General features: G+C 71.1%; 23 protein-coding genes. 10 read left to right on the forward strand and 13 right to left on the reverse strand.

Going from position 1 to position 26,214, the window contains the following annotated elements; translation table 11 throughout:
- Nucleotides 1-87 precede the first annotated feature (87 nt).
- Nucleotides 88-681, forward strand: a complete 594-nt coding sequence (locus OG379_RS16705; protein WP_405663545.1) for a 5-formyltetrahydrofolate cyclo-ligase — start codon at nt 88-90, stop codon at nt 679-681.
- On the opposite strand, the gene OG379_RS16710 is transcribed toward OG379_RS16705, so the two are convergent.
- Complete coding sequence (locus OG379_RS16710) at nt 678-3,422, reverse strand: penicillin acylase family protein (RefSeq protein WP_405663548.1); 2,745 nt, start codon at nt 3,420-3,422, stop codon at nt 678-680. The two genes, OG379_RS16705 and OG379_RS16710, sit on opposite strands and share 4 nt — an antisense overlap.
- Nucleotides 3,423-3,666: 244 nt before the next feature.
- Between OG379_RS16710 and OG379_RS16715 the strand changes: the two genes are divergently transcribed.
- The 6 genes from OG379_RS16715 to OG379_RS16740 all read left to right on the forward strand — a co-directional run bounded on the left by OG379_RS16715 (nt 3,667) and on the right by OG379_RS16740 (nt 9,524).
- Nucleotides 3,667-5,253, forward strand: a complete 1,587-nt coding sequence (locus OG379_RS16715; RefSeq protein WP_405668537.1) for a potassium/proton antiporter — start codon at nt 3,667-3,669, stop codon at nt 5,251-5,253.
- Nucleotides 5,254-5,566: 313 nt separating this feature from the next.
- The gene (locus tag OG379_RS16720) at nt 5,567-6,847 is read left to right on the forward strand and encodes an MFS transporter (RefSeq protein ID WP_405663549.1); all 1,281 of its coding nucleotides are present in this window, start codon (nt 5,567-5,569) and stop codon (nt 6,845-6,847) included.
- A gap of 66 nt (nt 6,848-6,913) precedes the next feature.
- A complete protein-coding gene (locus tag OG379_RS16725; protein WP_362927888.1) occupies nt 6,914-7,264 on the forward strand; it encodes an FmdB family zinc ribbon protein in 351 nt (116 codons plus the stop codon).
- An 87-nt stretch (nt 7,265-7,351) separates the two neighbouring features.
- Nucleotides 7,352-8,200, forward strand: a complete 849-nt coding sequence (locus OG379_RS16730) for an S-methyl-5'-thioadenosine phosphorylase (RefSeq protein ID WP_393758612.1) — start codon at nt 7,352-7,354, stop codon at nt 8,198-8,200.
- 182 nt (nt 8,201-8,382) lie between these two features.
- Entirely contained in the window at nt 8,383-8,943 is a 561-nt protein-coding gene (locus OG379_RS16735; RefSeq protein ID WP_405663552.1) for an RcpC/CpaB family pilus assembly protein, read from the forward strand.
- Nucleotides 8,944-9,062: 119 nt separating this feature from the next.
- On the forward strand, nt 9,063-9,524 hold the full coding sequence (locus OG379_RS16740; protein WP_405663554.1) for an MscL family protein: 462 nt from the start codon (nt 9,063-9,065) through the stop codon (nt 9,522-9,524).
- 41 nt (nt 9,525-9,565) lie between these two features.
- Here the strand turns inward: OG379_RS16740 and OG379_RS16745 are convergent, their stop codons facing one another.
- The 11 genes from OG379_RS16745 to OG379_RS16795 all read right to left on the reverse strand — a co-directional run bounded on the left by OG379_RS16745 (nt 9,566) and on the right by OG379_RS16795 (nt 21,474).
- Nucleotides 9,566-9,793 (reverse strand): hypothetical protein, encoded by a 228-nt coding sequence (locus tag OG379_RS16745; protein WP_356709782.1) that lies wholly within the window; start codon nt 9,791-9,793, stop codon nt 9,566-9,568.
- A gap of 21 nt (nt 9,794-9,814) precedes the next feature.
- Nucleotides 9,815-10,219, reverse strand: coding sequence for a hypothetical protein (locus OG379_RS16750; protein ID WP_104786664.1), 405 nt, complete (start codon nt 10,217-10,219; stop codon nt 9,815-9,817).
- Nucleotides 10,216-10,911 (reverse strand): ubiquinol-cytochrome c reductase iron-sulfur subunit, encoded by a 696-nt coding sequence (locus OG379_RS16755; RefSeq protein ID WP_405663557.1) that lies wholly within the window; start codon nt 10,909-10,911, stop codon nt 10,216-10,218. The genes OG379_RS16750 and OG379_RS16755 overlap by 4 nt, the downstream gene beginning before the upstream one ends.
- The gene (locus tag OG379_RS16760) at nt 10,908-11,510 is read right to left on the reverse strand and encodes a 4Fe-4S dicluster domain-containing protein (RefSeq protein ID WP_356709788.1); all 603 of its coding nucleotides are present in this window, start codon (nt 11,508-11,510) and stop codon (nt 10,908-10,910) included. The genes OG379_RS16755 and OG379_RS16760 overlap by 4 nt, the downstream gene beginning before the upstream one ends.
- A 7-nt stretch (nt 11,511-11,517) precedes the next feature.
- The gene (locus OG379_RS16765; RefSeq protein ID WP_405663561.1) at nt 11,518-13,842 is read right to left on the reverse strand and encodes a molybdopterin oxidoreductase family protein; all 2,325 of its coding nucleotides are present in this window, start codon (nt 13,840-13,842) and stop codon (nt 11,518-11,520) included.
- Nucleotides 13,839-14,996, reverse strand: a complete 1,158-nt coding sequence (locus tag OG379_RS16770; protein WP_405663564.1) for an MFS transporter — start codon at nt 14,994-14,996, stop codon at nt 13,839-13,841. The genes OG379_RS16765 and OG379_RS16770 overlap by 4 nt, the downstream gene beginning before the upstream one ends.
- 142 nt (nt 14,997-15,138) lie before the next feature.
- Nucleotides 15,139-16,242 (reverse strand): peptidase C39 family protein, encoded by a 1,104-nt coding sequence (locus OG379_RS16775; RefSeq protein ID WP_405663567.1) that lies wholly within the window; start codon nt 16,240-16,242, stop codon nt 15,139-15,141.
- Between the two features lie 66 nt (nt 16,243-16,308).
- Complete coding sequence (locus OG379_RS16780; RefSeq protein WP_405663570.1) at nt 16,309-18,411, reverse strand: iron ABC transporter permease; 2,103 nt, start codon at nt 18,409-18,411, stop codon at nt 16,309-16,311.
- Complete coding sequence (locus OG379_RS16785) at nt 18,408-19,472, reverse strand: iron-siderophore ABC transporter substrate-binding protein (protein ID WP_405663574.1); 1,065 nt, start codon at nt 19,470-19,472, stop codon at nt 18,408-18,410. Before OG379_RS16785 ends, OG379_RS16780 begins: the two co-directional genes overlap by 4 nt.
- Before the next feature lie 97 nt (nt 19,473-19,569).
- Nucleotides 19,570-20,433 carry an ABC transporter ATP-binding protein gene (locus OG379_RS16790; RefSeq protein ID WP_405663577.1) on the reverse strand — a complete coding sequence of 288 codons (864 nt, stop codon included), beginning with the start codon at nt 20,431-20,433 and terminating at the stop codon, nt 19,570-19,572.
- Nucleotides 20,434-20,598: 165 nt separating this feature from the next.
- On the reverse strand, nt 20,599-21,474 hold the full coding sequence (locus OG379_RS16795) for a helix-turn-helix domain-containing protein (RefSeq protein WP_393758591.1): 876 nt from the start codon (nt 21,472-21,474) through the stop codon (nt 20,599-20,601).
- A gap of 92 nt (nt 21,475-21,566) precedes the next feature.
- Here OG379_RS16795 and OG379_RS16800 point away from each other — a divergent pair, with 92 nt between their 5' ends.
- A complete protein-coding gene (locus OG379_RS16800) occupies nt 21,567-22,640 on the forward strand; it encodes a P1 family peptidase (RefSeq protein ID WP_405663580.1) in 1,074 nt (357 codons plus the stop codon).
- 153 nt (nt 22,641-22,793) lie between these two features.
- Nucleotides 22,794-23,540 (forward strand): DUF6227 family protein, encoded by a 747-nt coding sequence (locus tag OG379_RS16805; protein ID WP_405663583.1) that lies wholly within the window; start codon nt 22,794-22,796, stop codon nt 23,538-23,540.
- Between the two features lie 14 nt (nt 23,541-23,554).
- On the opposite strand, the gene OG379_RS16810 is transcribed toward OG379_RS16805, so the two are convergent.
- Complete coding sequence (locus OG379_RS16810) at nt 23,555-25,129, reverse strand: MFS transporter (protein ID WP_405663586.1); 1,575 nt, start codon at nt 25,127-25,129, stop codon at nt 23,555-23,557.
- Between the two features lie 61 nt (nt 25,130-25,190).
- On the opposite strand from OG379_RS16810, the gene OG379_RS16815 reads away from it, so the two are divergent.
- The gene (locus OG379_RS16815; protein WP_405663589.1) at nt 25,191-26,198 is read left to right on the forward strand and encodes a helix-turn-helix transcriptional regulator; all 1,008 of its coding nucleotides are present in this window, start codon (nt 25,191-25,193) and stop codon (nt 26,196-26,198) included.
- Nucleotides 26,199-26,214 lie beyond the last annotated feature (16 nt).

The following is a 26,214-nucleotide window of genomic DNA, read 5'->3' on the forward strand; positions in this document are numbered from 1 at the left end:
GCGTATGGGCGGAAGATGAGGCTCCGGTTAACTTCGTTCTCATACATCCACATAAAAGAACTATGTGAGCACCCGTTGAACGATGACATGTCCGGAAAGACAACACTGCGACGTGAACTGCTCGCCGCGCGGAGGCTCCTCACCTCGGAAGACGTCAGAAGGACCGCCGCGGTTCTCGCCTCGGCCGCCGCGGATCTCCCCGAGCTGACCGACGCCCGGACCGTCGCGGCCTACGTGTCCGTGGGGCGCGAACCGGGAACGCATGCCCTCCTGGACGCCCTGCGGGCGCGGGGCGTACGCGTACTGCTCCCGGTCCTCATGGCGGACAACGACCTGGACTGGGCCGTGTTCGAAGGCGCGGAGCACCTCGTGCCCGCCGGCCGGGGGCTGCTGGAGCCGGACGGCGCACCTCTCGGCCCGCAGGCGGTCCTGGACGCCGACGCGGTCCTGCTGCCCGGCCTGGCCGTGGACGGCCGCGGGATGCGGCTGGGGCGGGGCGGGGGCAGCTACGACCGGGTACTGGCCCGGCTCGCGTCGGCCGGGGCGCACCCCGCTCTGATCGTCCTGCTGTACGACGACGAGGTGGTCGCGCGGGTTCCTGATGAACCGCACGACCACCCCGTGGATGCCGTGGTCACGCCCGCCGGAGCGCTGCGCTTCCCGCCCGGGGACCGGGCCTAGGGTTTCTTGAGCGTCAGGCTGTCGACGGTGGACTGCTTCACGGCGTCCGCCCCGAATGACCAGTCGAGCAGTTCGCCCTCGACCCACTTGTCGGTCTGATCGGTGTAGTGCGCGCTGAACGCATGCCCCGAGGAGCCGGTGAGGTTGATCCACCGGGACTTGTCCCAGTCGCCGACGTTGACGACCATCCGCATCGACGGGACCCAGATGACCTCATAGCCGCCCGCCGCGTTCCAGCCGGTCGCGTTGACCGCCGCCTCGCCGCCGCCGAGGTCCCAGGGGCCCCGGTTGAGCGCCCGCTGCAGGAGGTCGGGTCCCTCCTTGCCGAGCGTCTGATTGCGCAGGGTCAGCTGGTGCAGCCTGCCCCAGCTCCAGGTGGACATGTCCTTGCCGAGCTCGGCGGTCAGCTCCCAGCGCGCGTCCTCCATGGCACGGGCGAAGAGCTCGTCACGGCTGTCGATGGCCTCCTCGCGGCCCTTGGCCGGGACCTTCCACCACGCGTTGTCCTGGTCGTCCAGGATGCTCTCGACCACCTCGTACCAGCGGTCGCCGCCGTCCGGCTGCGCCGCGTCCGGGGCACGCTGACCGCATTCGCGTACGAGCTTGTTCTGCTCGTCCACGGGCCCGGTGCCGGGGACCGGCTTCACATAGACGCAGTCGCCCTCGGCCCGCATCTCCTTGGGAAGCTTGTCGCCGAACGCCAGCTTCAGGATGTTGCGCCAGACACCGTTGAAGTACGCGGCGGCGGCCGAGTCGGACTCCTGGGTGTAGTCCCAGCCCTCCAGCAGCTTCTGCGCCTCGCGGACACTCTTGTCGGCGATGCCGATCTTCTTCAGCTCCGGCACCAGCTTCGCGGCGATCGCGCTCTGGTTGTCCATCTGCATCGTCTGCATGTCGTCGGTCGAGATCTTCTCGCCGCCGTCGATCTTCTTCTGGATCAGGTCGTTGATCCGCTGGCTGCGGGTGCCGTAACCCCAGTCCTTGGTGAGCATGTGCTCGTAGTCGTCACCGATGACCGCCTGGTTGGCGGTGACGATGTAGCCGCGGTCCGGGTCGTACTCGTACGGCAGTTCGTCGAACGGGACGGGTTCCTTCTCCCAGCCGTAGGCGGCGGACCAGCCGGGGCTCGGCGTCGTTCCGTCACCCTTGAGGCGGACCGGGATCTTGCCGGGCGCCTGGTAGCCGATGTGCCCCTCGGTGTCCGCGTAGATGAGGTTCTGCGACGGCACCTCGAAGTGCGCGGCCGCCTTACGGAAGCTCGTGAAGTCCTTGGCCCGGTTGAGCTCGAAGACCGCGTCCATGGACTTCCCCGGGTCCAGCGCCGTCCACTTCAGGGAGACCCCGTACCCGTCACCCCGGTCCGGTGCCGAGGTGGTGACGGGAGCCTTCTTGCCGACCTTCTCCAGCTCGGCGCTGCGGTCGGAGACCAGCGGACCGTTGTTGGTCTCGCGGACGGTGATCGTCCTGCTCCTCCCGCCCGCGACCTTGATGGTCTCCTCGCGGGTGATGAAGGGCTCGGTCTTGCCGTCGTACTGGTATCCGTCGGCCGAGACCTTCTCCAGGAAGAGGTCGGTGACGTCCGCGCCCAGGTTGGTGAAGCCCCAGGCGATGTCCTGGTTGTGGCCGATGATCACACCGGGCATCCCGGAGAACGTGTAGCCGGCCGTGTCGTACTGGCACGACTCCGAGAGCTGACGGCAGTGCAGCCCCATCTGGTACCAGAGCGAGGGCAGCTGCGGCGCCAGGTGCGGGTCGTTGGCCAGCAGCGGCTTGCCCGTCGTCGTGTACTCGCCGGAGACGACCCAGGAGTTCGATCCGATGCCGTTGCCGTTGGGGCCGAGCAGCGCCGGGATCTCGTCGAGGCTCTCGGAGAGCGCGGAGAGCTGGGTGTTCAGGCCCTCGGTCGCGCCCTCGACGGTCCCCGAACCGATGGCGTCCGACGGCTCGGCCTCGGGGTCGTACTTACCGGTGACCGGGGAGACCGCACCCTCCTCGACGATCGGCTTGTTCTTCTCGTAGGGGTAGTCCGGGTAGAGGTCCTTGATCTGCTTCGCACTGAGCCTGCTGGTCATCAGCGAGCGGTCGATCTCGTCCTGCATGTTCCCGCGCAGGTCCCAGGCCATCGCCTTCAGCCAGGCGACCGAGTCGACCGGGGTCCACTCGGCGGGCTTGTAGTCGTTGGTCAGGCCGAGCGCCGCGTACTCGACGGAGATGTCCTTGCCGTCCTTGCCGTCCAGATACGCGTTCACCCCCTCCGCGTACGCCTGGAGGTTCTTCTTGGTGTCCTCGTCCAGGACCTCGTCGTACTCCTGCTGTGCGACCTTGCGCCAGCCCAGCGTGCGCAGGAAGGAGTCGGTCCCGACCTGGCCGGCGCCGAACATCTCGGAGAGCCGTCCCGAGGTCATGTGACGGCGTACGTCCATCTCCCAGAAGCGGTCCTGGGCCTGGACGAAGCCCTGGGCGCGGAACAGGTCGCTGTCGGTGTCCGCGTAGATCTGCGGGATCCCGTAGTCGTCGCGTTTGACGTCCACGTCGCCGGAGAGGCCCTTGAGTTCGAGCGAACCGGTGGTCTGCGGGTACGAGGCCCGGACTGTGGAAACGGACCAGTACGCGCCGTATCCGACACCCGCGACAAGCGCCAGCACCAGGACGATCACGATCAGGCGGGCGCGTCGCCCCTTCTTCCTGCCGGTCTTCTTCGCATCGGAAGACCCGGAAGGGGCGGTTGTGTTGGCGGGCATCGCTGTCCTTCGAGGGGCAGGGTGGTCCTGGGAGTGCAGGAGCAACCATAGGCGCCCCGCCGAAGCCACTCGGACGCGGTATGGGGATGCATCCATTTGCGCACCGGTTCGCACGAACACTCGAAGGCGTCAAGAAAACGTTAAAGATTAGGTAAGGTAACGAAGTACTGGCCGCCGGAGGACGATCCGGAAGGCTTACGCAGGGAAGGAACGGACCCTGACTGTCCACGCGCTCAACGAACTTCTGCTCGTCTGCTCACTCGTCCTGCTGGTCGCCGTCGCGGCCGTACGCATTTCGTCCCGCAGCGGGCTCCCCAGCCTGCTCCTGTACCTCGGCATCGGCATCGCCATGGGGCAGGACGGCATCTTCGACGTCAAGTTCGACAACGCCGAGCTGACCCAGGTGATCGGCTACGCCGCCCTGGTCGTCATCCTGACCGAGGGCGGCCTGGGCACGAAGTGGAAGGAAGTGAAACCCGCGCTGCCGGCGGCGGCCATGCTGTCGACCATCGGCGTGGGCATCAGCGTGGGCGTCACCGCGAGCGCGGCGCACTATCTCGTCGGCCTCGACTGGCGGCAGGCCCTGATCATCGGAGCCGTCGTCTCCTCCACCGACGCCGCGGCCGTCTTCTCCGTCCTGCGCAAGGTCCCGCTGCCTTCCCGCATCACCGGTGTCCTGGAGGCCGAATCCGGCTTCAACGACGCCCCCGTGGTGATCCTCGTGGTGGCGTTCTCCGCCGTCGGCCCCGTGGAGCACTGGTACGTGCTGGTCGGCGAGATAGCCCTGGAGCTGGCCATCGGTGCCGCGATCGGCCTCGCGGTGGGCTGGCTGGGCTCCTACGGGATCCGCCATGTGGCGCTGCCCGCCTCCGGGCTCTACCCGATCGCCGTGATGGCCATCGCGGTGTCGGCGTACGCGGCGGGCGCCATGGCCCACGGCAGTGGCTTCCTGGCCGTCTACCTGGCCGCGATGGTCCTCGGCAACTCCAAGCTCCCGCACTGGCCGGCGACCCGGGGCTTCGCCGACGGGCTCGGCTGGCTGGCGCAGATCGGCATGTTCGTCCTGCTCGGCCTGCTGGTCACCCCGCACGACCTGATCGACGACTTCTGGCCCGCCGTGGTCGTGGGGCTGGTCCTCACCGCCGTCGCCCGGCCGTTGTCCGTCTTCATCAGCCTGGCGCCGTTCCGGCTGCCACGGCGCGAGAAGGCGCTGATGTCCTGGGCGGGCCTGCGGGGCGCCGTCCCCATCATCCTGGCCACCATCCCCATGGTCTCCGGGATCGAGGGGAGCACCCGGGTCTTCAACATCGTCTTCGTGCTCGTCATCGTCTACACGCTGATCCAGGGACCGACCCTGCCCTGGCTGGCGAAGACCCTGAAGATCTCCGACGACCCGTCGGAGACCGCCGACCTCGGCATCGAGTCGGCACCCCTGGAACGGCTGCGCGGCCACCTGCTGTCCGTCGCGGTCCCGGGCAAGTCCAAGATGCACGGCGTGGAGGTCGCGGAGCTGCGGCTGCCCGCCGGGGCCGCGGTCACCCTCGTCGTACGGGACGGCAAGAGCTTCGTCCCCGCCCCCTCGACCGTGCTGCGCCGCGGGGACGAGCTACTGGTCGTCGCGACCGATCCGGTGCGCGACGCGGCGGAGGCCCGGCTGCGGGCGGTCGGACAGGGCGGCAAGCTGGCCGGCTGGCTGGGGACGGGCGGGGCCGACCGGTCCGACGAGGCCACGGTGGACATGCCGCACCTCGCGAAGCTGGCCCGGAAGCTGGGCAAGGGCGGCGAGAGCCGTCCGGCGGACAAGGCGGACAGCGGCCGGACCCCTCACTGACCGGAGTGGCGGCGAGGGCACCCGCGCACAATCGCAGGTGTACCGGGGCCAAGGCCTGTAAGATGAAGGACCGGATCTTCGGATCCACACGATGTGAACGTGATCGACCAACCCTGATCGACCAACTCTGTCTGATGCAGAGCTGGCGCGACCGTATGGCGGTCGTGGCGTCCTTCGCCTCTGGAGCGAGCGCCCGGCATCTACCGCAGTCCCGCGCGAAGAGGACAGCTCTCGGCAGCTCCCGCACGCTCCACGCACTCCGGTGCGAGGCGTCCCGGGGACACGGCCACCAGGCGGCAGAAAGGCATGGACCGTGGCGTCCACGGTCTCCGACCGCCCCGGTTACGGGCAGTTGCTGCGCACCCCGGGTGCGTGGACCTTCCTCCTCCCGGGCTTCGCAGCCCGGCAGCCCTTCGCGATGCTGACCATCGGGATCGTGCTCCTGGTTCAGCACACCACCGGCTCGTACGGCAGTGCGGGCGCCGTCGCCGCCGTCTCCGGCGTCTCCATGGCGCTGTTCGCGCCGCAGAGCGGCAGGCTCGCCGACCGGTTCGGCCAGCGGGCCGTGCTCCTGCCCGGCGTCCTCATGCACGCCGTCTCCGTCGGCGGCCTCACTGCACTCGCCCTGGCGGACGCGCCGCTGTGGGCCCTCTTCCTGGCGGCGGTGCCCACCGGGGCGTCCATCCCGCAGATCGGGCCGATGGTGCGGGCGCGCTGGGCGGCCCGGCTCGGCGCCGCCCCGGGGCGTCCGGCCTCCCCGCTGATGGCCACGGCCGCAGCCTTCGAGTCCGTGACGGACGAGTTCACCTTCGTCGTCGGGCCCGTGCTCGCGACCGCGCTGTGCACCGGCGTGCACCCTGCGGCCGGTCTGATCGCGGAGGCGGCGCTGACACTGCTGGGCGGCATCCTGTTCGCAGCCCAGCGCTCCACCCAGCCCGCCCCCCGGGGCGCGGCCACGGCGGACGGACCGCACCGCTCGGCACTCTCCGTGCCGGGGGTGCGCGTCCTCGCGATCACCTTCCTGGGCATCGGCGCCGTGTTCGGCGGCATGCAGGTCTCCCTGACGGCGTTCTCCGAGGAGATCGGCCGGCCGGGCGTGAACGGGCTGCTCTACGGAATCTTCGCGGCCGGCAACATGCTGGCAGGTCTCGCCTGCGGGGCCATCGCCTGGAAGAGCAGTCCGCGCCGCCGGTTGATCGTCGGCTACGTGGCCCTGACGCTGACCGCTTCCGGTCTCTGGGCCGTGCACTCCGTACCGCTGCTGGCGGGGCTCGGACTGCTGGTCGGACTGTGCATCGCGCCCGCGCTGATCAGCGGCTACACCCTCGTCGAATCCCTGGTGCCCGCGTCCGCCAGGACCGAGGCCTTCACCTGGCTCACCGGCGCCGTGGCGCTGGGTCAGGCCGCAGCCGTCACGGTGGCCGGACAGCTCGCGGACGCCCATGGCGCGAGCACGGGTTTCGTGGTCCCGCTGGCCGGCACGGCGCTGGCCCTGGCGACCCTGCTGACCCTGCGTTCACGGCTGACGCCGAGGGCCGGAGGACGGACGGTGGCACGTGGGATCGGTCACCGTGAGCCGGTCACGGTGGACTGATCGCTCGGAATAGGTCAGTATGGAGCGTCGTTAGCACTCATTGAGTGAGAGTGCCAGGAGGAGCAAGTGCCGACCTATCAGTACCAGTGCACCGAATGCGGCGAGGGCCTCGAAGCGGTGCAGAAGTTCACCGATGATGCCCTGACCGTGTGCCCGAACTGCGAGGGACGCCTCAAGAAGGTGTTCTCGGCCGTCGGCATCGTCTTCAAGGGATCCGGTTTCTACCGGAACGACAGCCGCGGCTCCTCGTCGAGCAGCACGCCGGCCACGTCGTCGTCCGCGAAGACGTCCGATTCCTCCGCCGGGTCGGCCTCCGGGTCCTCCTCGGCGAAGTCGGACGCGAAGCCGGCCGCCTCGGCCGCGTCCTCGACCTCCTCCTCGGCTTCTTCCTCGTCGAGCGGTACGTCGGCCGCCTGAGGCACCCGCACACCACACGTTCCACCCCGGACCCCGCTGATCGACTCGGCGGGGTCCCGGTCGTGCGCGCCCGGTTAGTGTGACCGCATGGTGAACGCAGAGACGGCTACAGCGGAAATCGGTGTCATCGGCGGATCGGGCTTCTACTCCTTCCTGGAGGACGTCACAGAGATCCAGGTGGACACCCCGTACGGAGCGCCGAGCGACTCCCTCTTCCTGGGTGAACTCTCGGGCCGCCGGGTGGCCTTCCTCCCGCGGCACGGCCGCGGCCACCACCTCCCACCGCACCGGATCAACTACCGCGCCAACCTCTGGGCCCTGCGTTCCGTCGGCGTACGCCAGGTGCTCGGCCCGTGCGCGGTCGGTGGTCTGCGTCCGGAGTACGGCCCCGGCACCCTGCTCGTACCGGACCAGATGGTCGACCGTACGAAGGCCCGCACGCAGACGTATTACGACGGTGAGCCCCTGGCCGACGGCACCGAGCCGAACGTGGTGCACCTCGGCTTCGCCGACCCGTACTGCCCCCAGGGCCGCAAGGCGGCCCTGGCCGCGGCACGCGGCCGGGACTGGGAGCCGGTGGACGGCGGAACCCTGGTCGTGGTCGAGGGCCCGCGTTTCTCGACCCGCGCCGAGTCGCGCTGGCACGCCGCGATGGGCTGGTCGGTCGTCGGGATGACAGGGCATCCGGAGGCGGTGCTCGCCCGTGAACTGAACCTCTGCTACACGACGCTGACGCTGGTGACGGACCTCGACGCGGGGGCCGAGGCCGGCGAGGGCGTCAACCACGCCGAGGTGCTCGAGGTGTTCGCGGCCAATGTGGACCGGCTGCGGTCGGTGCTCTTCGACGCGGTGGCCGCTCTGCCCGCGAACGAGGGCCGTGACTGCGTGTGCGCGCACGCGCTGGACGGGGTCGATACGGGGATCGAGCTGCCGTAGCCCGGCACGTCCCGGGCGCCACCGGGCTCGTGCTCTGCCGCCTCGGCCCCGTACGGGTGGCGGGGTTGTCCACATCGTGGGGGCTGTCCACAGGGCCGGGCGGGATTTCCGCGGAGGGTGGATCATGAGGGGGTCCGGCGGGGCCTCCCGCGGGACTCCCCTCACGGCAGGTGGTGTTGGCCATGTTTCCGTCGGTTCCAGATACACGTCCGGCGCCTCCCGCACCGTGCGGGGTCCCGTCCTTCGGGCCCCTGCGCGTGCGGGGCGGCGGCGGGCGGCGTCTCCGGCGGGCGCTGCGGGGGCAGCGCCGGGCGCTGGCCGCGGGCTTCGCGCTGGCCTCCGCCGTGCTCGCCGCCTCAGGGCTGGGCGGGGAGAGAGGGGCGGCCGCGGTCGGCGGGGAAGCGCCGCCGGGGCCCGACCGGCGGCCGGTACGTCTGGTGTCCGCTCCGGTGCGGATCGCCGACGCGGCGACGGTGGGGCTGCTGCGGCCGGGCGACCGCGTCGACGTGCTCGCCACGGCCGACGGGGAGCCCCGGGCCGGAGTGGTGGCACGGGACGTGCGGGTGGCGGAGGTTCCACGCGGTGCGGGCGGCGCGGAGGCGCCGTTCCCTGCGGCCGACGGCGGGGCGGGGATGGGACATGGCGCCCTGGTGGTCCTGTCCGTGGAACGGGAGACCGCGGCGGCTCTGGCAGGCGCCGGTGCGTCGGGGCGGCTCGCGGTGGCGGTGTCCCATGCCGAATAGAACTGGTATCGCGTCAACTCACCCGTGCGACGTACCCGATTGGACAGTGTTGGCTTCTGCCGCCTTATGTGGCGGGGCGGTTCGCTCCCCCTACGGCACGCGCAGAGGAAGGCTCATTTGTGAGCGAGAAGAAGGTCGGCCTTCTGGAGGGCTTCAAGGCGTTTCTGACGCGCGGCAATGTGATCGACCTCGCGGTCGCCGTGGTCATCGGTGCCGCCTTCACGAACGTGGTGAACGCGGTCGTGAAGGGAATCATCAATCCGGTGGTCGGTGCGTTCGGCACCCAGGACCTGGAGAAGTACACATCCTGCCTCCAGGGGCCCTGCGCGGTGGATCCGGAGACCAAGAGGATGGACGGCATCGAGATCCTGTGGGGCTCGGTGCTCAGCGCCACCCTCAGCTTCCTGATCACCGGCGCCGTCGTCTACTTCCTGATGGTGCTGCCGATGGCGAAGTACCTCGCCAGGCGGGCCGCCTCCCAGGCGGCGAAGGAGGGCGTGCAGGAGACGCTGGAGGTCAGCGAGCTGGAGGTGCTGAAGGAGATCCGGGACGCGCTGGTCGCCCAGCGGGGCCAGGCCTGAGGTCGTCTCCGGACGGCCGGAACCCTGCCCGGCACGCCGCGTCAGATGTGGTGGGGAGGCTTCTCGTCGAGGAAGCGGGCCAGGTCGGCCGCGCCGCCGCCGGCCGGAGCCCGCTCACCCCACCCCTGGTCCGTGTCGTCCGCGGACTGCCGGTCCAGCGGATCGTCGAAGACCAGAGCCGACGGCTTGGGCCCGGACTCCTGCGGGGGCCGCTGCTGGGGCTGCGGCGGCTTCGACTCTCGCGGTCCGGGGGCGGGGGCGGTACTCATACCTCCAGGGTACGGCCGCCCTCAGCGATCCTTGGGATCGAGCAGCCACAGTCCCAGCACGACGAGGAACGACAGGCACAGAAAGCCGGCGCCCCACCAGGCCGTGCCCGTGTCGCCCTCCATCCACACGTTGACGACCTCCGTCAGAGCCCACAGCTGGCCGATGACGACGCTCATCGCCAGCACCAGCCGGGCCGTCAGCTTCGCGGAGCGCTCGGGTTCCTGCTCGGAGCCCGCTCCCGGCCCCGGGCCGGTGTGGCGCACCCGGGGGTCGGCGTAGCCGCTGGTGGGCCGGATCTGGGGGTAGCGCTCATGGAGGGGGCGGTTCAGCTCGGCCCGCTCGCTGCCGGGGTGGTAGTCGGGATACCGCGTGCCGGCGGGGCTGGGGGGCCGCGGCGGCTCGATCGGGTCCAGGGGTTCGGTCATGACTGCCTCCCCGGGCGGACGGCGTCGGACGGAGCCGGCGCGGGTGGCGCCTCCGCGCCGCCACCGGTGCCGGGGCAGCCGATCCGTGCGGCGAGATCTGGGCGGTCCTCGCCGAGCTGGCGGCACAGCCCCGCTTCGGCGCTCTCCCCGGAGCGGGTGGTTCCGACGGCCCAGATACTGCCGTCCTCCAGCTCGGTCAGCACCACCTTCGGCAGCCCGCGGGGCGGCGGGCCGGCCGTGACCGCACCGGTGCGGGCGTCGAAGACTCCCTCGTGGCAGGGGCAGTACAGCTCGCCGTCCGTGCCCCGGTCCTTGCGCCAGAGGACGCCACAGGCCAGATGGGTGCAGACGGCGGAGTAACCGACGAGGGTGCCGTCGTCCATCCGCACGGCGACCGCCCGGTCCTCGTCACCGGGGTAGCGGAAGGCGAGGGACTCTCCGGGCGGCAGCTGCGCGGCGATCCGCTTCGGGGACGGTGCCTTCCCGTCCTCCGTCTCGCCGTGCCGGTGGAGGATGCCGCCCGCCACCGCCAGACCGCCCACGGCGAGGCCACCGGACACGGTGGCGACGATCCGGAGGTAGTCGCGGCGGGTGGTCAGCGAGTCGGCGGCGATCCGGTCGTGCAGGGCTTCACGGGGGTCGCTCCCGGAGCCGTGGTCGGGGCCCGGCTGCTGCTGTTCGGTGACGCTCATCGGCGGACGTCCTTCCCGTTGATCTCGACGACGGGAAGTCCGCCCGGTACCGGCCACTGGACCCGCTCCGCGGGCACGACCATGGCCACGCCCGTGCGGACCTCGCTCTCGCCGAAGACGAACGTGTCGGCGACCTGCACACCGGGGCGCTCCGCCTGGAGCTCCTCGAGGGTGCCGTAGTAGAGGGCACCGGTGGGGCAGACGGTGGCGCACATGGGGGCGAGGCCGTAGGCGGTGCGGTCGTAGCAGAGGTTGCACTTCATCTGCAGCTTCGCCTGGAGGTCGATCTTCGGGACACCGAAGGGGCAGGCGTTCACGCAGTTGGCGCAGCCGATGCAGCGGGTGGTGTCGGCCTGCTGCACGACGCCGTCCGCGGTGACCAGGATCGCGTCGGCCGGGCAGACCTCGGCGCAGGGGGCCACCGGGTCCTCGCAGTGCATGCAGACCGTGGGGAGGGAGGCGACGGATGAACCCTCGTCGGTGTAGTCGAGGTGGATCATCGACTTGCCTCGGTGCGAGTCGCATTCCCGGCAGGCGGAGACACAGGCCTGACAGCCGATGCAGCGCCCCGGGTCGATGAACATCGTTCTGCCCATCATCCGGGCATCAGCTCCTTTCCGAGGTGCCGCGGCCCTGCGGGGCCGTGGGCGGCAGCGGGTCGGTGCGGGAGACCTGGGTCTCGGGATAGGCGACATGGCCGGGGGCGACGGGGGGTGCGGGGACCTCGTCGATCGCCTCGGCGTGCTCGATGCGGCAGGCGCAGACCTTGTACTCGGGGATCTTGGAGCGGGGGTCGAGGGCGTCGATGGTCAGGGCGTTGGCAGCCGTGGGGACGGGCCAGTGATAGGGGATGAACACCGTGTCGGGGCGGATCGCCTCGGTGACCAGCGCGGGGAAGACCTCGCTGCCGCGCCGGGTGACGACGCGGACCGGTTCGCCGTTGCGGAAACCGTGGGAGGGGTGGACCTCGGCCCAGGGCCGCGGGGTCTGCTCCACGAGGGCCCCCAGCCGGCGGGTCTGGTTGCCGGAGAGGAAGTGGGCGACGGTGCGCCCGGTCGTCAGCGTCATCGGGTGCTCGGCGTCGTACGGGTCCGCCGGCGGGTGCCACTCGACGACCTGCATGTGGATCTTGCCGTCGGCGTGGTAGGTCGTACCGTCCTCGAAGAGCCTGGGGGTGCCGGGGTGGTCGGTGGACGGGCAGGGCCAGGAGATTCCGCCGGTCTCCTCGAGCCGTTCGTAGGTGATTCCGGAGTAGTCGATGATCGTGCCCGCGGAGGCCCTGCGCAGCTCGTCGAAGACCTCGCGGGAGCTGCCGAAGGCGAATTTGTCGCCTTCTCCGAGGCGGCGGGCGATCTCGCACATCACCCAGGTGTCGGTCCGCACCCCGGACGGCGGTTCCTGCGCCTTGTTGTGCTTGACGACGCGAGCCTCCGCGTTGGCCATCACCCCTTCGTCCTCGGCCCAGATGGTGACGGGGAAGACGACGTGCGCGTTGGCGGCGGTCTCGGAGAGGAAGAAGTCGAACTGGGCGTGGAATTCGGTGGTGTCGTACCCCTCCTTGACCACGGCGTAGTTGGGGAGCGACACGAAGGGGTTGTTGCAGATGCCGATGAGACCGCGGATCTCCTGGCGCTGCATCTGCCAGACCATTTCCATCATCGAGGTTCCGGCGGCCGGGAGTTCGGACTCCTCGATGCCCCAGACCTCGCAGATCTGCCGGCGGTGCTCCTCGTTGAGGATCGAGCGGCCGCCGGGGAGGAGGTCGGCCTTCTGACCGTGCTCCCGTCCTCCCTGGCCGTTCCCCTGCCCGGTGAGGGTGCCGTATCCGGCGCCGGGCTTGCCGATGTGGCCGGTGGCGGTGCAGAGGTTGATCACGCTGAGGCAGTTCTCGACGCCCTGCGTGTGGTGTTCGATGCCCCGGGCGTGGAAGGCCATGGCCTTGGGCGCGCGGGCGAAGGCACGGGCGACCTGGACGACCTGCTCGGCGGGGATCCCGCAGATCTCGGCGGCGCGGGACGGGGGGTACTGGGCGACGTTGGCCTTGACCTCCTCCCAGCCGGTGGCATGGGCCGCGAGGTAGGCCTCGTCGGTGAGCCCCTCCTCGACGACCACGTTCAGCACGGCGTTGAAGAAGGCCGAGTCCGTGCCCGACTTGAGTGCGACATGGATGTCGGCGGTGCGCGCGACCGCTGTCTCGCGCGGGTCGACGACGATCAGAGTGGCGCCGCGGTCCCGGGCCCCCCAGACGTACTGGGTCAGCACGGGGAAGCACTCACCGACGTTGGCCCCGGCGAGCAGGAGGCAGTCGGTGAGCAGGATGTCGGAGAAGGGGTTGCCGGCCCGGTCGATGTTGAAGGCGAGCTTGTTGGCACCGGCGGCGCTCACCATGCAGAGCCGGCCGTTGTAGTCGACGTGCTTGGTCTTCAGCGCCACCCGCGCGAATTTGCCGACCAGATACGTCTTCTCGGAGAAGAGGCTCGCCCCGCCGAGGACGCCGAAGGCGTCCCGCCCGTGCGCCTGCTGGATGCGCCTGATCTCGGAGACGGTGAAGTCGAGCGCCTCGTCCCAGGAGACCTCCCGCAGTTCCTCGTCGCGGGAGCGCCGCATGAGGGGTGCGGTGAGCCGGTCCGGGTGGTTGACCTGCTGGTAGGCGTTGATGCCCTTGGGGCAGAGCCGCATGCGGTTGATGTCGTGGTTGCGGGGCTCCACGCCGAAGACCTTGCCGCCGCGGTCCACACGGAGATACATCCCGCACTGGACACCGCAGAAGCAGCAGTGGGTGGGGACGAGCGTCTCGCCGTTCTGGTCGGCGTGCCACTGGTCGGCCGGGATGCCGCCCGCGTCGCGGAAGCCACGGGTGCCGGGCGGGGCGAGGGAGGGATCGAGGGGGACGGTCGTACGGCTGTCGGCTGCGCGTGGGTCCGCGGTCACTTGAAACCCTTCTTGACCTGGGTGAGATAGGCGTTGCCGCGCAGTACCCGCTTGCAGCGCGGGCAGTATTCGGCCCATGCGTCGAAGCCGAGTTCGAGGTCACGCATGGTGCCGCGCAGATTCTCGACGTACGGGCCGGTGTCGATGGCCTCCCCGCAGCGGCGGCAGGCGAAGACCTCGTCGTCCTGGCGCCCGGTGTACTTGAAGAGCTGCATGCCGACCGCTGCCGGTCGCTGCACGATGTGGAAGAACTTCCCGAAGGGGATGTAGATGAGGGTGAATACCACCGACACCATGTGGAGGATCGCCAGGAACTCGTAGCCTCCGCCGTGCAGGAAGATCGAGGAGAAGGTGAGCAGCAGACCCGTCACGGAGATGATGATCAGAGCGAGCAGCGGCACCATGTCGTAGGCGAACCGCTGACCGGTGATGGCCCCCCGGTCCTTCATACGGCGCCAGAGGAAGTACCCCGCGCCGGGGATGACGAGCACCGCTGCGATGTCCAGGCCGTGGAACATCAGCCAGCCGATGATGTTCAGCGAGTCGAAGCCGATGACCTTGAGGCCCCAGATGCGCATCTCGTAGCCCGGCCCCGACCCGGTGTCGGAGGTGAAGGTGAACCAGCCCCAGGTCAGCGGGAAGGTGATCAGTGCGGCGAGGATGCAGCCCCAGAAGATCAGCTGGTGGGCCGCCCAGCGTGCGTGGGAGCGGGCGCCGAGGAATTTCTGGAAGCCGAGGTAGGTCGCGATCATCTTCGGCAGGGCGGTGGGTGTCCTGCGGAAGTTCTCTGCCGAGAACAGGCTGCCCCAGCCGTTCTTGAAGAGCCGTCGGGCGCCCGGTGCCGAGACCCAGACCGTGTAGCGGTAGGCGACGCCGAAGGCGAGGAAGACGCTGGCGACGGCGTACGGGAGCAGCGCCGAGTCGAAGTCGTGCAGCAGGCGGCTGCCGAACACGATCGCGAGAATCAGCAGGCAGGAGACCACGGCTCCGGCCAGCGCCGCGCGGCCGGAGACGGATCGCGGAAGGTTCCGGGCCGCCCTCGCGACGACGGAGGGCCCCTTGCCGGGTTGCCGGCCGTCCGTCCCACCGGACGTGGCGGTGCGGACACCGGTCTCGGGCTGCTCGGCTGCGGCGGGTTCTGGTGGCTCGGTCACCCGGCCACGGTAGGGCCGCAATGGGCGTTTGGTCCCGTTATGTGCCCCGATGGTGTGAGCGCGTCGCCCAGGTGGCCCGAGCCCTGCTCTTCCCGGATCCCCGTGCGCCCATCACCGGACGCAACCGCGGCAGCCGAGGCAGTTACTCGTCGGCCGGTTCGTCCGAGGAGGCGTCGCGCTGCTGCGGGCGGCCGATGGCCACGGCACCGCGGAAACGGTCCGCCGAGAGGGTCGACATCGTGTCGAGCGACGAGTCGGGGACCGGCAGCAGGTGGGCGTCGACCCAGGTGTCCCCGGCGGCTGCCTGGGCCCACGGGTCCTCGATCACTACGGCGCCAGGCACGACGCCGTGGCAGAGCACCCAGTGCGGCACGTCGAACCCCTGCATCCTTGCCAGCGAGAGCAGGAGCAGCACGTGCTCACGCCTGCCGATCGCGCTCCGGATCGCGGCAAGGGAGAGATGGCCCGGGTCGACCGGGACGCCGGTCCGCCCGGCTTCCGTGCGCGACGTGTGCTGGAGCAGGGCTCGCCACTCCTGTTCCTCCTCCGTGTAGTGGTCGAGCAGGACGGGCCGGTCCGTATCGAGGTGGACCGTGACGGGGGCCGACGGCCACGCCCGGCGCACGGCGACGCCCAGTCCGATCGGCTCGCACGCGGGGAAGTTGGTGGCGTCGCGCCACAGGGTCAGCTCCGCCTCGCGGTCGAGTGCTTCCCAGGGCAGCGTCCCCCCGTGCGCCTGCGCGACCAGGGCGGTCACGGCTCCGCACGTGAAGTGCGTGGTCTGCCCGTAGTACGGGGGGTCGGTCCCCGGGCCGTCGCACAGCCAGCGCACGTAACCGGTGCCGGGCCCTGCCCCGTCCTCCACCGGCGACAGCGGAGGTCGCAGCGGGGCGAATCCGGCCGCAGCGGCGGTCTCCGGGCTCGCTGTCCATCCTTCCCACTTGACCTGTACGAGCCCGCGGTCCCGTGCGTGCGCGACGACGGCCTCGACGGCCGCCGGCACGTCGCCGACCGCGTCGACGATCTTGAGGTAGGCCGTGTGCGGGCGGGCCGTCACGAGCGCGGCGGCCCGGTCCCCGCCCTCATCACCCGGAACAGCCACGATGTGGGGGGCATGGGCGGAGCGGTCGACCGTGTGCCAGCGCTCCGGGACCTCGTACCCGAGGCGCCCCAGTGGGCTCGGGGACGTGTCGGGCTCGAACGGGACCACGACGCTTTTCACGGGCGTTCCCTGCGGGGACGGCATTCCGGCACTCCTTGGCGGGTCGGGGAGGTGAAGGACGGGTTCTCGGGAACGGGATCCCGCCCGGTGTCAGGCACGGGACCGCCGGAGCACCCATACGAAGTACGGGGCGCCGACCAGGGCGATCATGAGGCCCGCCGGCACCTGGGCCGGTACGACGACCGTGCGGCCGAGAGCGTCGGCCACACAGACCAGCAGTGCTCCGAGCAGCATCGCGACCGGGATCGACCGCCCGTGGCGGGCGCCCACCAGAGACCGGGCGAGGTGCGGGGCGACGAGCCCCACGAAGCCCACGACACCGACAGCGATCACGCTGAGCGCCGCGAGCACCGCTGCGATGGCCAGTGCGGCGAAACGCGTGCGTTCCGGCCTGACGCCGACGACGCGCGGGGTGTCCTCGTCGACGGCGAGCAGGTCGAGATGGCTGCGCATGGCGAGCAGCACGGGTAGCGCGAGCGCCAGGGCCACCGCGACCGGTACGACGTCGGGGAACGTACGCCCGTAGGTCGTGCCGGAGAGCCAGGTGAAGATCCGCGGGGTGTTCCACGGGTCGGCGCGCAGCAGGAGGAAGGTGGTGAGGGAGGTGATGCCGTACCCGCAGCCGATGCCGATCAGCACGAACCGGTCGGGCAGGAAGCCCCCGCGCCAGGACAGCAGGGCGATCAGCCCGAACGTGGCGAGTCCCGTCACGACCGCCGCCACGATGAGCAGCGGCCGTCCGCCGGGCAGGCCCGAGGTGACGACGGCCACCGCGCCCAGCCCGGCGCCCGCCGTGATGCCGAGCACGCCCGGCTCCGCCAGCGGATTGCGTACCGCACCCTGTACGACGCATCCGGCCAGTCCGAGAGCCGCGCCGGCGAGGATCGCGGCGAGCACGCGCGGGACCCGGTCGTCGAGCGCCTGCCCGATGAGGTCGGGGGCCGTGCCCTGGGCCCAGAGCGCGATGTCCCCCGTCCGGAGCCAGAGGCTTCCCGCCAGGACCGCGACGAGAGCCGCCGCCGCCAGGAGTGCCACCGCGCCGAGCGCGACGAGAAGGAAGGCGCGGCGCGACCGTGCCGCGACCCGTGCGTGCGGTGGCTGACGGAGCCGGCCCGTGTCGCGGAGGCGGAGCGCGAGGATCACGATGACGACGGAGCCGAGCAGCGCGGTCGGCACACCGGTGGGGATGGAGGCGGCCCCGTCCGCGCCCTGCAGCGCGCGCAGCGACGCGTCCGCGAGCAGGATGAGCAGCGCGCCGAGCAACCCGGCCGCGGGCACCAGGAAGATGTGCCGCCGCAGCGCCCGGACCCGTCCCGCGATCAGCCGCGCGAACACGGGGGCGCCGAGGCCGACGAAGGCGATCGGGCCCGCGAGTGTCACCGCCGTGCTCGTCATGACCACCGCGCAGATCACGGCGATCACACGGGTGGTCCGGATCGGCACGCCGAGGGTGGACGCGGCGTCGTCGCCGAGGTTCATCACATCGAGCCTGCGGGACAGCGCCAGAGCTGCGCAGAGCACCATGGCCAGAAGGGGAAAGGCGCGTAGCGACGCGTCGATGTTGATCTGGGCGAGCGAACCGCTCCCCCAGGCGAAGAGGCCGGTCGTGTTCTGCTTGAACAGGATGAGGACCATCGCGGTCGCCGCGTCCAGTGCCAGCGCCGTCGCCGACCCGGCGAGGATGAGGCGGGTGCCGGTGGTGCCCGCGGCCCGGCCCGCGAGGAGCAGCACGAGTGCCGCCGCGGCCAGGCCGCCGGCGAACGCCACGGCGCCCGACGCCCAGAGCGGGACGGCGAGACCGAACGCCGCGACGAGCGAGAGCGTGAAGTAGGCCCCGGCCGTGACCGCGAGGGTGTCGGGGGAGGCGAGCGCGTTGTGCGTGACGGACTGGAGCAGCGCCCCGGCCGCGCCGAGGGCGACGCCCACCGCCACGCCCGCGAACAGGCGCGGCAGGCGCGAGCCGGTGAGGATCTCCCCGACCGGAGCCCCACCGGTGTTCCCCCGTTCCCCGCCGAGGTAGCGCACCAGGTCACCGACGCCGACACCCGATGTCCCCTGCGTCAGGTGCCACATGCCCACCAGGACGGTCACGACGAGAAGGAGTACGAGGACGGCCACCCCGGTGGGGCCGCCGCCGCGCTCGGCGCGCGGCAGCGCCTCCCTCCGGAGTGCCGATGACTGTGTCGTGCTCACTTCTTGTCGAGTACGTCGACGTAGGCGTCGATCGCCTGCGCGCAGGAACGCGGGCCGCCGGCGCCCCACACCCGCGCCGGGAACGCGTGCGCGCGGCCTTCCTTCACGGCGGGCATGGTCTTCCAGAGCGGGTTCTTCTCCAGTGCGGCGACGTACCCGCCGGCTCCTTCGTCGTTGGCGTAGAAGAGGTTGGCGTTCCCCACCGAGGTCAGCCCCTCGACGTCGGTCTGCGCGAGACCGTACGAGGGGTCGACACCCCCGTCGCCGTGCGCCTTGTTGACGTCGTCGGTCCACGCGGGGTTCATGCCGAGCTCTTTGCCGATCTCGGTGAACAGGGCGCCGTCGCTGTAGGGGCGGACGGTGAGGTTGCCGCCCTCCAGCCATCCGTCGAAGAACAGGAAGTCCTTCGTCGGCAGATCGGCGTCGGTGACCTGCTTCTTGGCCGTCGCGAGGTGCGTGTCGAACTCCTTGAGCACCTGGTCGGCCCGTTCGGTGCGCCCCGTGGCCTTGCCGATCATGCTGAACACTTCTCGCATGTTCCCGATCGGGTCCTTCGGGTCCGCCCCCCGCGTGGCCATCACGGGCACGCCCCGCTTCTCCAGCTTCGCGATGGTCTCGTCGTCGGCGTCGAACGCCTCCACCACGATGAGGTCGGGCTTCGCCGCGTAGAGGGTGTCGAGGTCGGGCTCCTCACGGGTACCGATGTCGGTCACCCCGCCGGGCAGCTTCTCCGCGCTGACCCAGGTGCTGTACCCCTTGGCGTCGGAGACGGCGGTGGGGGTGACGCACAGGGTCAGCGCGTCCTCGACCTGCTGCCACTCCAGGACCGCGATCCGTTCGGCGGGCTTGTCGAGCTTCACCTGACGGCCCACGCCGTCCTTGAAGGAGACAGGCTTCGTCGAGGTGGTCGTGGTGTCCTGGGCACAGCTCTCCGAGGCGGGCGCCGCGTCGGCGCTGCTGCCGGCACCGGCCTTGTCGACGGTGGTCGTGCCGCAGGCCGTTGCGGCGAGGACTATGAGCCCTGCGGAGGCTGACGCCGCCAGGCGACGGGCACGGTTCATGAACGATCCTCTTCCTTGCGATGAGTTGCGGCGGCGGATGTGCCGCTTCAGGCGGAGTGGCGTACGACGGCTTCAGCCGGGATGGCGTACGGCCGCTTCAGCCGGGATGGCGTCCGATCGGGTCGATACGGAGACGGCCCGTGCGGGGGTCTACGCCGACCTCGACACGGATGTCGTAGACCTCGCCGATGTTCTGCGCCGTGAGGACGTCGACGGGTGCGCCCGCCGCGTGCACTCGGCCGGAGCGCATCAGGACCAGCGTGTCCGCGACGCGGGACGCCTGGTCGAGGTCGTGCAGCACGATCCCGACCGCGATGCCGTGCCCCTCGACGAGATCGCGCACCAGGTCGAGCGTCTCGATCTGGTAGCGCAGGTCCAGGTGGTTGGTCGGTTCGTCCAGCAGCACGACGCCGGTGTCCTGGGCCAGGCAGGCCGCGAGCCAGACCCGCTGCATCTCCCCGCCGGAGAGCTCCCCGACCGGCCGCCCGGCCATGTCCCGTACACCGGTCACGCCCATGGCGTGATCGACGGCACTCCGGTCCTCGGCGGTCGGTCCGGCGAAGCCACGCCTGTACGGGTGGCGGCCGAACGCCACGACCTCCGCGACCGTCAGCCCTTGGGGTGACGGCCTCGACTGGGAGAACAGCGTGACCTCCCGGGCGAACTGACGGGCGCCGAGCAGGGCCGCGTCACGCTCGGTCGGTCCGCCGGGGGCGCCGAGCGTCACCCGGCCGCCGTCGACCCGGTGCAGTCGCGACAGCGCGCGCAGCAGCGTGGACTTCCCGCTGCCGTTCGGCCCCACCAGGGCGGTCGCGCGGCCGGGTTCCAGCGTCAGCGAGACGCCGTGGACGACCTGTGTGCCGCTGTACCGCAGTACCAGGTCGTGCCCGTTGAGGGCTGCCGCCGGCGTGGCGGTGTCGGCCGCGGGGCGACCGGCGCGCCGGGAAGGGCTCGTGAACATGGGTGGGTCCGGACGCTCGGAGGGGCAGGGAGTGCGGCACCCTCCGTCCGGCTTTCGCCGGCCGGGCAGCGGACTCCCCCACGCACGGAAGCACCGTGCGCGGCGAGCAAGAACTTAGGGTCGCCTAACTCCGAGAAGGGTATGTTCCGGTTGCCACGTCGGCAATCAGGAGTTTTGGACAGGCAATACGGGATTCCGGACATCCCCGGATGAGCTGTCGGCGGCGTCGAAGTAGGCGCCCGGTGTGGTGCCCATGACCCTCCGGAAGGAGGCGATGAAGGTGCTGGGCTGCGCATAGCCGAGCGACTCGGAGACGGTCGCCACGTCGAGCCCCTCGGAGAGGAGCGTCAGCGCCCGGTGCACCCGCAGCACCTGCCGCCACTGCGCGAAGGACAGGCCCGTCGCGTGGCGGAACGCACGGGTGACCGTGCGGTCGCTGACCCCCAGCCGCCGCGCCCACTCCTCCAGCGAGCGGCAGTCGGCGGGATCGTCCAGCAGCGCTTCGGCGATGGCGTCGATCCGGGGGTCACCGGGCAACTGCAGCACCAACTGGCGTTCCGACGGCCGGAGCACATCGAACACGACCGACTCCGCACGTGCTCTGGCCGACGCGTCGAGATCCGCGCGGGACAGATGGGTCAGCAGCGACTCCAGCAGCGGCGTCATCGCGATCGCCTGTGGCTCCTCGAACGCGAACGGCGCGCGGTCGGGGGCGAAGAAGGCCTCGTAGAACCTGGCGCCCGCCGTCGCCCTGCCGCCGTGCACCAGTCCGGCGGGCATCCACAGCCCCTGCCCCTCGGACACGGTGAAGACGCGGTCCGCCACCCGGGACGTCAGCGTCCCCCCGCGTACCCAGACGAGCTCGTGGAGGGAGTGCGAGTGGGGCGCCCACTCCGTGGGAACGGGAGGTATCTGCAGCCCGGCGATGATGGCGAACGGGGCTGTCGCATGCTCGTGGAGGGGCGCGACCCGGCGCACGACGGTGCCCGCCTCGCGCCGCCACATCCCGGGGCGCGCGTCGCCATGGGACGGTCGGACCATGCGGACGACTCTATCCGGCCACCCCCGCTCCCCCGTCCGCCGCCTGTACGTTCGCCCCTGCACGGCGACCCCGCACTCACGAGGAGCTCTCCATGACCGAGGAACTGCCCGGCCAGGGCCCGCTGGACGCGCTGACGGACGTGGACGGGATCCGCGTCGGCCACGCCGGGGTGCCGGGCGAGGGCGCGCTGAGCGGGACCACCGTCGTCCTGGCGCCCGAGGGGGGAGCGGTGGCGGCCGTGGACGTACGCGGCGGAGGCCCCGGCACCAGGGAGACGGACGCCCTCGATCCGCGCAACCTGGTGCAGCGGATCGACGCGGTCGTCCTGACCGGCGGCAGCGCGTTCGGCCTCGACGCCGCGTCCGGCGTGATGGCCTGGCTCGAGGAGCAGGGGCGCGGCGTCCGGGTCGGCCCGGACGCCTCCCAGGTGGTCCCGGTGGTGCCGGCGGCCTGCCTGTTCGACCTGGGGCGGGGCGGTGAGTGGCGGGCCCGCCCCGACGCGTCGACCGGCCGCGCCGCCGTGGAGGCCGCCGCCACCTCCGAGCCGGGCGCACGGGTGACCGAGGGCTCGGTGGGCGCGGGGACGGGAGCGGTGGCCGGGCAGGTCAAGGGGGGTGTCGGCACGGCGAGCGTGCGCCTGCCCTCCGGGGCCACGGTCGCCGCTCTGGCCGTCGTCAACGCGGCGGGCTCCGTCCTGGATCCCCGGACCGGGGTGCTGTACGGGGAGTACGGCGCGGGAGAGCCGCCCGTGCACCCCGCGCCCGCCGTGCACGAAGCCGCGCGCCGGCGGCTGGCGGAGATCCGGGGCGCGCGGGCGGACCGGCCGGAGGAGGCCGGCGGCGCCTTCAACACCACGATCGCCGTCGTCGCGACCGACGCCGCCCTCACCCGGGCCCAGGCGCAGAAGCTCGCGGGCACGGCGCACGACGGGCTGGCGCGCGCCGTCCGGCCGGTCCACCTGCTCACCGACGGGGACACCGTCTTCGCCCTCTCCACCGGCCGTCTGCCGTTGCCCCAGGAATCCGTCGCGGCGCTCAACGACATCCTGGCGGCGGGGGCGGCCACCCTGGCCCGCGCCATCGTGAAGGCCGTCAGGGCGGCACGGGGTTCCGACGGCCCCGGAGGCACGTTCCCCTCGTACAGCGAGCTCTACGGCACATCCTGAAGCTGCCGGGAACCTCTTGCGGGGTATCCCGAACAGCCGGGAATTTTCTGCGTGCGCGGTACGTTTTTCGTGAACCCCGGTCACGATGACAGACCCAGGGACTACGTTATGCACGCATCGGGTAACACGCGGCGACGGCCTGGAGACAGCACCTTGAGCGATCCGTACGAGACAACCGAGCAGCACCTCGAGCGACTCCTGCGATGCGCCCTCAACTCCTTCGAACTGTCCGACACGACGGTCGACCGGCTCGGGACGGCACTGGCGCACAGCAGCTCCCTGCACTCGTCCCACCACAGCTCCGTACTCCACCGCGAGACCTACCGGCACACGTATCTGCTCTCCGACGGCACCACACTCACCCTGTGGGAGCTGGTCCACGGCGGCGGCAGGGACATCCCGGCCCCTCGCAGCCACGAGCTGTACGACGACGAGGGCGACGCCCAGCTCGCCGCCACGCGCCTCGCCGGCAGCTTCTGGGACGCCCCCGCCCTCGGCGACGAAAGCCTGCGGGAGGACCTGGAGGCGCTCGCCCTGCTCATGAGCGTCCCCCCGGCCCCCCTGCCCCGCATGTACGCCCCGGACAATTCGGCGGACCACGCCCGCCGCGTCCTGCGCCGCGCGGAGAACGGCGACCGGCCGGGCGCCGCGACGGCCGGGCTCCTCCGGGCCGCCTTCGCCCACCACATCACCCAGGTCTTCGGCCGCCAGTACCACGTCGACGGACGGGATGCCGGTTTCACGCTCTACGAGCACGCCTTCCTGCTCCTGGACGGCAGCGAGACGAGCCTGTGGGAGGTCGAGCACACGGCCACACCCGACGGCCGGCACATGTGCGAGGTGTACGACGACGAGCAGAGTGCCCGCATGGCCATGGAGAACCGCACCCGGATCTGCTGACCCGGCTGTCCGGTTCAGCTGGTCAGCGCGGGCTCCTTCCGGACCTCGCCGTCCTGGGGCTCTCCGGGGCCCGTGTCCTCGTCGGCTCCGCCCTCCAGGTGCACCTGGGGCCTGGCCGGCAGGGCGAACATCACGAGGAAGATCACCGCGAGCACCCCGGCCACCCACCACAGCGACTGCTGGAACGCGTCCACGAACGCCGCACCCATCGCTTCCGGCGGCAGCCGGTCGCTGATCGAGCCGAAGAAGACCACCGAGACGAGGCCGAGCCCGAGCGCCGTGCCCATCTGCTGCACGGTGTTGATCAGCCCGGATGCCGAGCCGGAGTGCTCCTTCGGCACACCGGAGAGCACCGCGTCCGTCAACGGGGCCACGATCAGCCCCATTCCCACGCCCATGACCACCAGCGGGAACGCCATCTGCCAGGTGCTGATGGCCAGCCCGTAGCGCCCGGCCTCCCAGATGTAGAGCAGCAGCCCGGCAATCATCAGCAGGGCACCGGCCTGCAGCACCTTGCGGCCGAAGCGGGGCACCAGCTTCTGCACGGAGATCCCCGCCGCCGCCGAGACGGCGACGGAGAACGGGATCCCGGTCGAACCGGCGCGCAGGGCGCTCCAGCCGAGTCCCATCTGCAGGTAGAGCGTCCAGACCAGGAAGAAGATGCCCAGGGCGATCCCGAAGGTCAGCTGAACGGCGGTGCCGGCGGCGAAGCTCTTCACCCGGAACAGCGAGAGTTCGATGAGCGGCGAGCCGTCCCGGTCCGCCTTCCTGCGCTCGAACACGATGAGCGCCGCGAACACCAGGAGGCTGGCGGCCATCGACAGATGGCCCCACAGCGGCCAGCCCAGCTCGCGTCCCCTGGTCAGCGGGTAGAGCAGCATGAGGAGGCCGAGCGTCACCAGGGCGACGCCGGTCAGGTCCAGCCGGAGTGCCTTCGGAGCCTTGGACTCGCTGATGAACTTCCGCCCGAGCACCAGTCCGGCGATGCCTACGGGCAGGTTGATCAGGAAGATCGGCCGCCACTCCAGGCCGAAGAAGTTCCACTCGGTGAGCAGGGCGCCCAGCAGCGGCCCGGACACCGCACCCAGACCGACGATCGCGCCGAACAGCCCGAAGACCTTGCCGCGCTCGTGCGCCGGGAAGGTGGCGTGCACGATCGACAGCACCTGCGGCACCATCAGCGCGGCCATACCGCCCTGCAGGATGCGCGAGGCGACCAGCATCTCCGGGTTCACGGCGAAGCCGCAGAGGGCCGAGGCGATCGTGAAGCCCCCTATGCCGATGAGGAAGAGCCGCTTGCGGCCGTGGATGTCACCGAGCCGGCCGCCCGTGATCAGACCGGCCGCGAAGGCCAGCGCGTATCCGGCGGTGATCCACTGGATCGACGTGAACGAGGCGCCGGTGTCCCGCGTGATGCTCGGGATGGCGATGTTGACGATCGTGACGTCCACCAGGTCCATGAAGGCCGCGGTCATCACGATCGCGAGCGCGAACCAGCGGCGCCGGTCCGCCGGGTCCTGCGGCGTGGCCCGCCCTGTCGGCTCCGGGCGGGCGGCTGCCGTGACCGGCAGAGATTCGGATGAAGTCATGGGAGGAAGCTAGAGGCCCAACAGGTCAGATAGTGACCTAATGGATGGGCATGCTGTACCCATGACCGACACCCCGGCACGACTGCTGAAGCTGCTGTCGCTCCTCCAGACACCTCGCGAGTGGCCGGGCAGCGAGCTGGCCGAGCGGCTCGACGTCACCGCGCGCACCATCCGCCGCGACATCGACCGGCTCCGCGACCTGGGCTATCCGGTCGAGGCGTCGCGGGGTTCGGTCGGCGGCTACCGCCTGGTCGCGGGCACCGCCATGCCGCCGCTCCTCCTCGACGACGAGGAGGCGGTGGCCATCGCGGTGGGCCTGCGGGCCGGGGCCGGTCACGCCATCGAAGGCGTCGACGAGGCATCCGTACGGGCACTGGCCAAGCTGGAGCAGGTGCTCCCGTCACGGCTGCGGCACCGGGTCTCCTCCCTGCAGAACGCCACCGTGCCGCTCACCCGCGGCGACGGTTCGACGATCGACCCCCGCACGCTCACGGCGATCGCCTCGGCGGTCACCGGGCGGGAGCGGCTGCGTTTCGCCTACCGCTCCGGGGACGGCACCGCCTCCAAGCGGCAGGCCGAGCCGTACCGGCTGGTGAGCACGGGCAGCCGCTGGTATCTCGTGGCGTACGACATGGACCGCGAGGACTGGCGCACCTTCCGGGTGGACCGGGTCAGCGAGCCCTTCGCCACCGGCTCCCGCTTCACCCCGCGCGAACTGCCCTCCGGGAGCGGGGACGCGGCGGAGTTCTTCACCGCGTCGATGTCGCGCACACAGCCCGAGCTGCGCCTCGACGTGACCTTCCGTGCCCCGGCGGGCTTCGTGACGGCACGGCTGCCCTCGACGCTCGGCCCGGTGGAGCCGACGGGTGAGCGGAGCTGCCGGCTGCGCACGGCCTCCTCCGACTCGATGGAGTGGGTGGCGCTGCGGCTGGCACTCGTGGACTGCGAGTTCGAGGTGCACGGGCCCCCGCACCTGGTGGAGCACCTCAGCGGCCTGGGTGCCCGACTGACCCGCGCCGCATCGGCCGACCGCGGGGCTGAGGTGAAAGCTGCGGGCGGACATGAATGAGCCCCGGCGCCGGGGG

It is taken from the genome of Streptomyces sp. NBC_01166, from assembly GCF_045039765.1.
Lineage (GTDB): Bacteria > Actinomycetota > Actinomycetes > Streptomycetales > Streptomycetaceae > Streptomyces.

Bases quoted from the DNA above. Each gene is read 5' to 3' on its own strand.
- OG379_RS16705 (WP_405663545.1), top strand. From the start codon at position 88: ATGTCCGGAAAGACAACACTGCGACGTGAACTGCTCGCCGCGCGGAGG.
- OG379_RS16710 (WP_405663548.1), bottom strand. From the start codon at position 3,422: ATGCCCGCCAACACAACCGCCCCTTCCGGGTCTTCCGATGCGAAGAAG.
- OG379_RS16730 (WP_393758612.1), top strand. From the start codon at position 7,352: ATGGTGAACGCAGAGACGGCTACAGCGGAAATCGGTGTCATCGGCGGA.
- OG379_RS16735 (WP_405663552.1), top strand. From the start codon at position 8,383: ATGTTTCCGTCGGTTCCAGATACACGTCCGGCGCCTCCCGCACCGTGC.
- OG379_RS16745 (WP_356709782.1), bottom strand. From the start codon at position 9,793: ATGAGTACCGCCCCCGCCCCCGGACCGCGAGAGTCGAAGCCGCCGCAG.
- OG379_RS16750 (WP_104786664.1), bottom strand. From the start codon at position 10,219: ATGACCGAACCCCTGGACCCGATCGAGCCGCCGCGGCCCCCCAGCCCC.
- OG379_RS16755 (WP_405663557.1), bottom strand. From the start codon at position 10,911: ATGAGCGTCACCGAACAGCAGCAGCCGGGCCCCGACCACGGCTCCGGG.
- OG379_RS16760 (WP_356709788.1), bottom strand. From the start codon at position 11,510: ATGATGGGCAGAACGATGTTCATCGACCCGGGGCGCTGCATCGGCTGT.
- OG379_RS16775 (WP_405663567.1), bottom strand. From the start codon at position 16,242: ATGCCGTCCCCGCAGGGAACGCCCGTGAAAAGCGTCGTGGTCCCGTTC.
- OG379_RS16785 (WP_405663574.1), bottom strand. From the start codon at position 19,472: ATGAACCGTGCCCGTCGCCTGGCGGCGTCAGCCTCCGCAGGGCTCATA.
- OG379_RS16790 (WP_405663577.1), bottom strand. From the start codon at position 20,433: ATGTTCACGAGCCCTTCCCGGCGCGCCGGTCGCCCCGCGGCCGACACC.
- OG379_RS16795 (WP_393758591.1), bottom strand. From the start codon at position 21,474: ATGGTCCGACCGTCCCATGGCGACGCGCGCCCCGGGATGTGGCGGCGC.
- OG379_RS16800 (WP_405663580.1), top strand. From the start codon at position 21,567: ATGACCGAGGAACTGCCCGGCCAGGGCCCGCTGGACGCGCTGACGGAC.
- OG379_RS16810 (WP_405663586.1), bottom strand. From the start codon at position 25,129: ATGACTTCATCCGAATCTCTGCCGGTCACGGCAGCCGCCCGCCCGGAG.
- OG379_RS16815 (WP_405663589.1), top strand. From the start codon at position 25,191: ATGACCGACACCCCGGCACGACTGCTGAAGCTGCTGTCGCTCCTCCAG.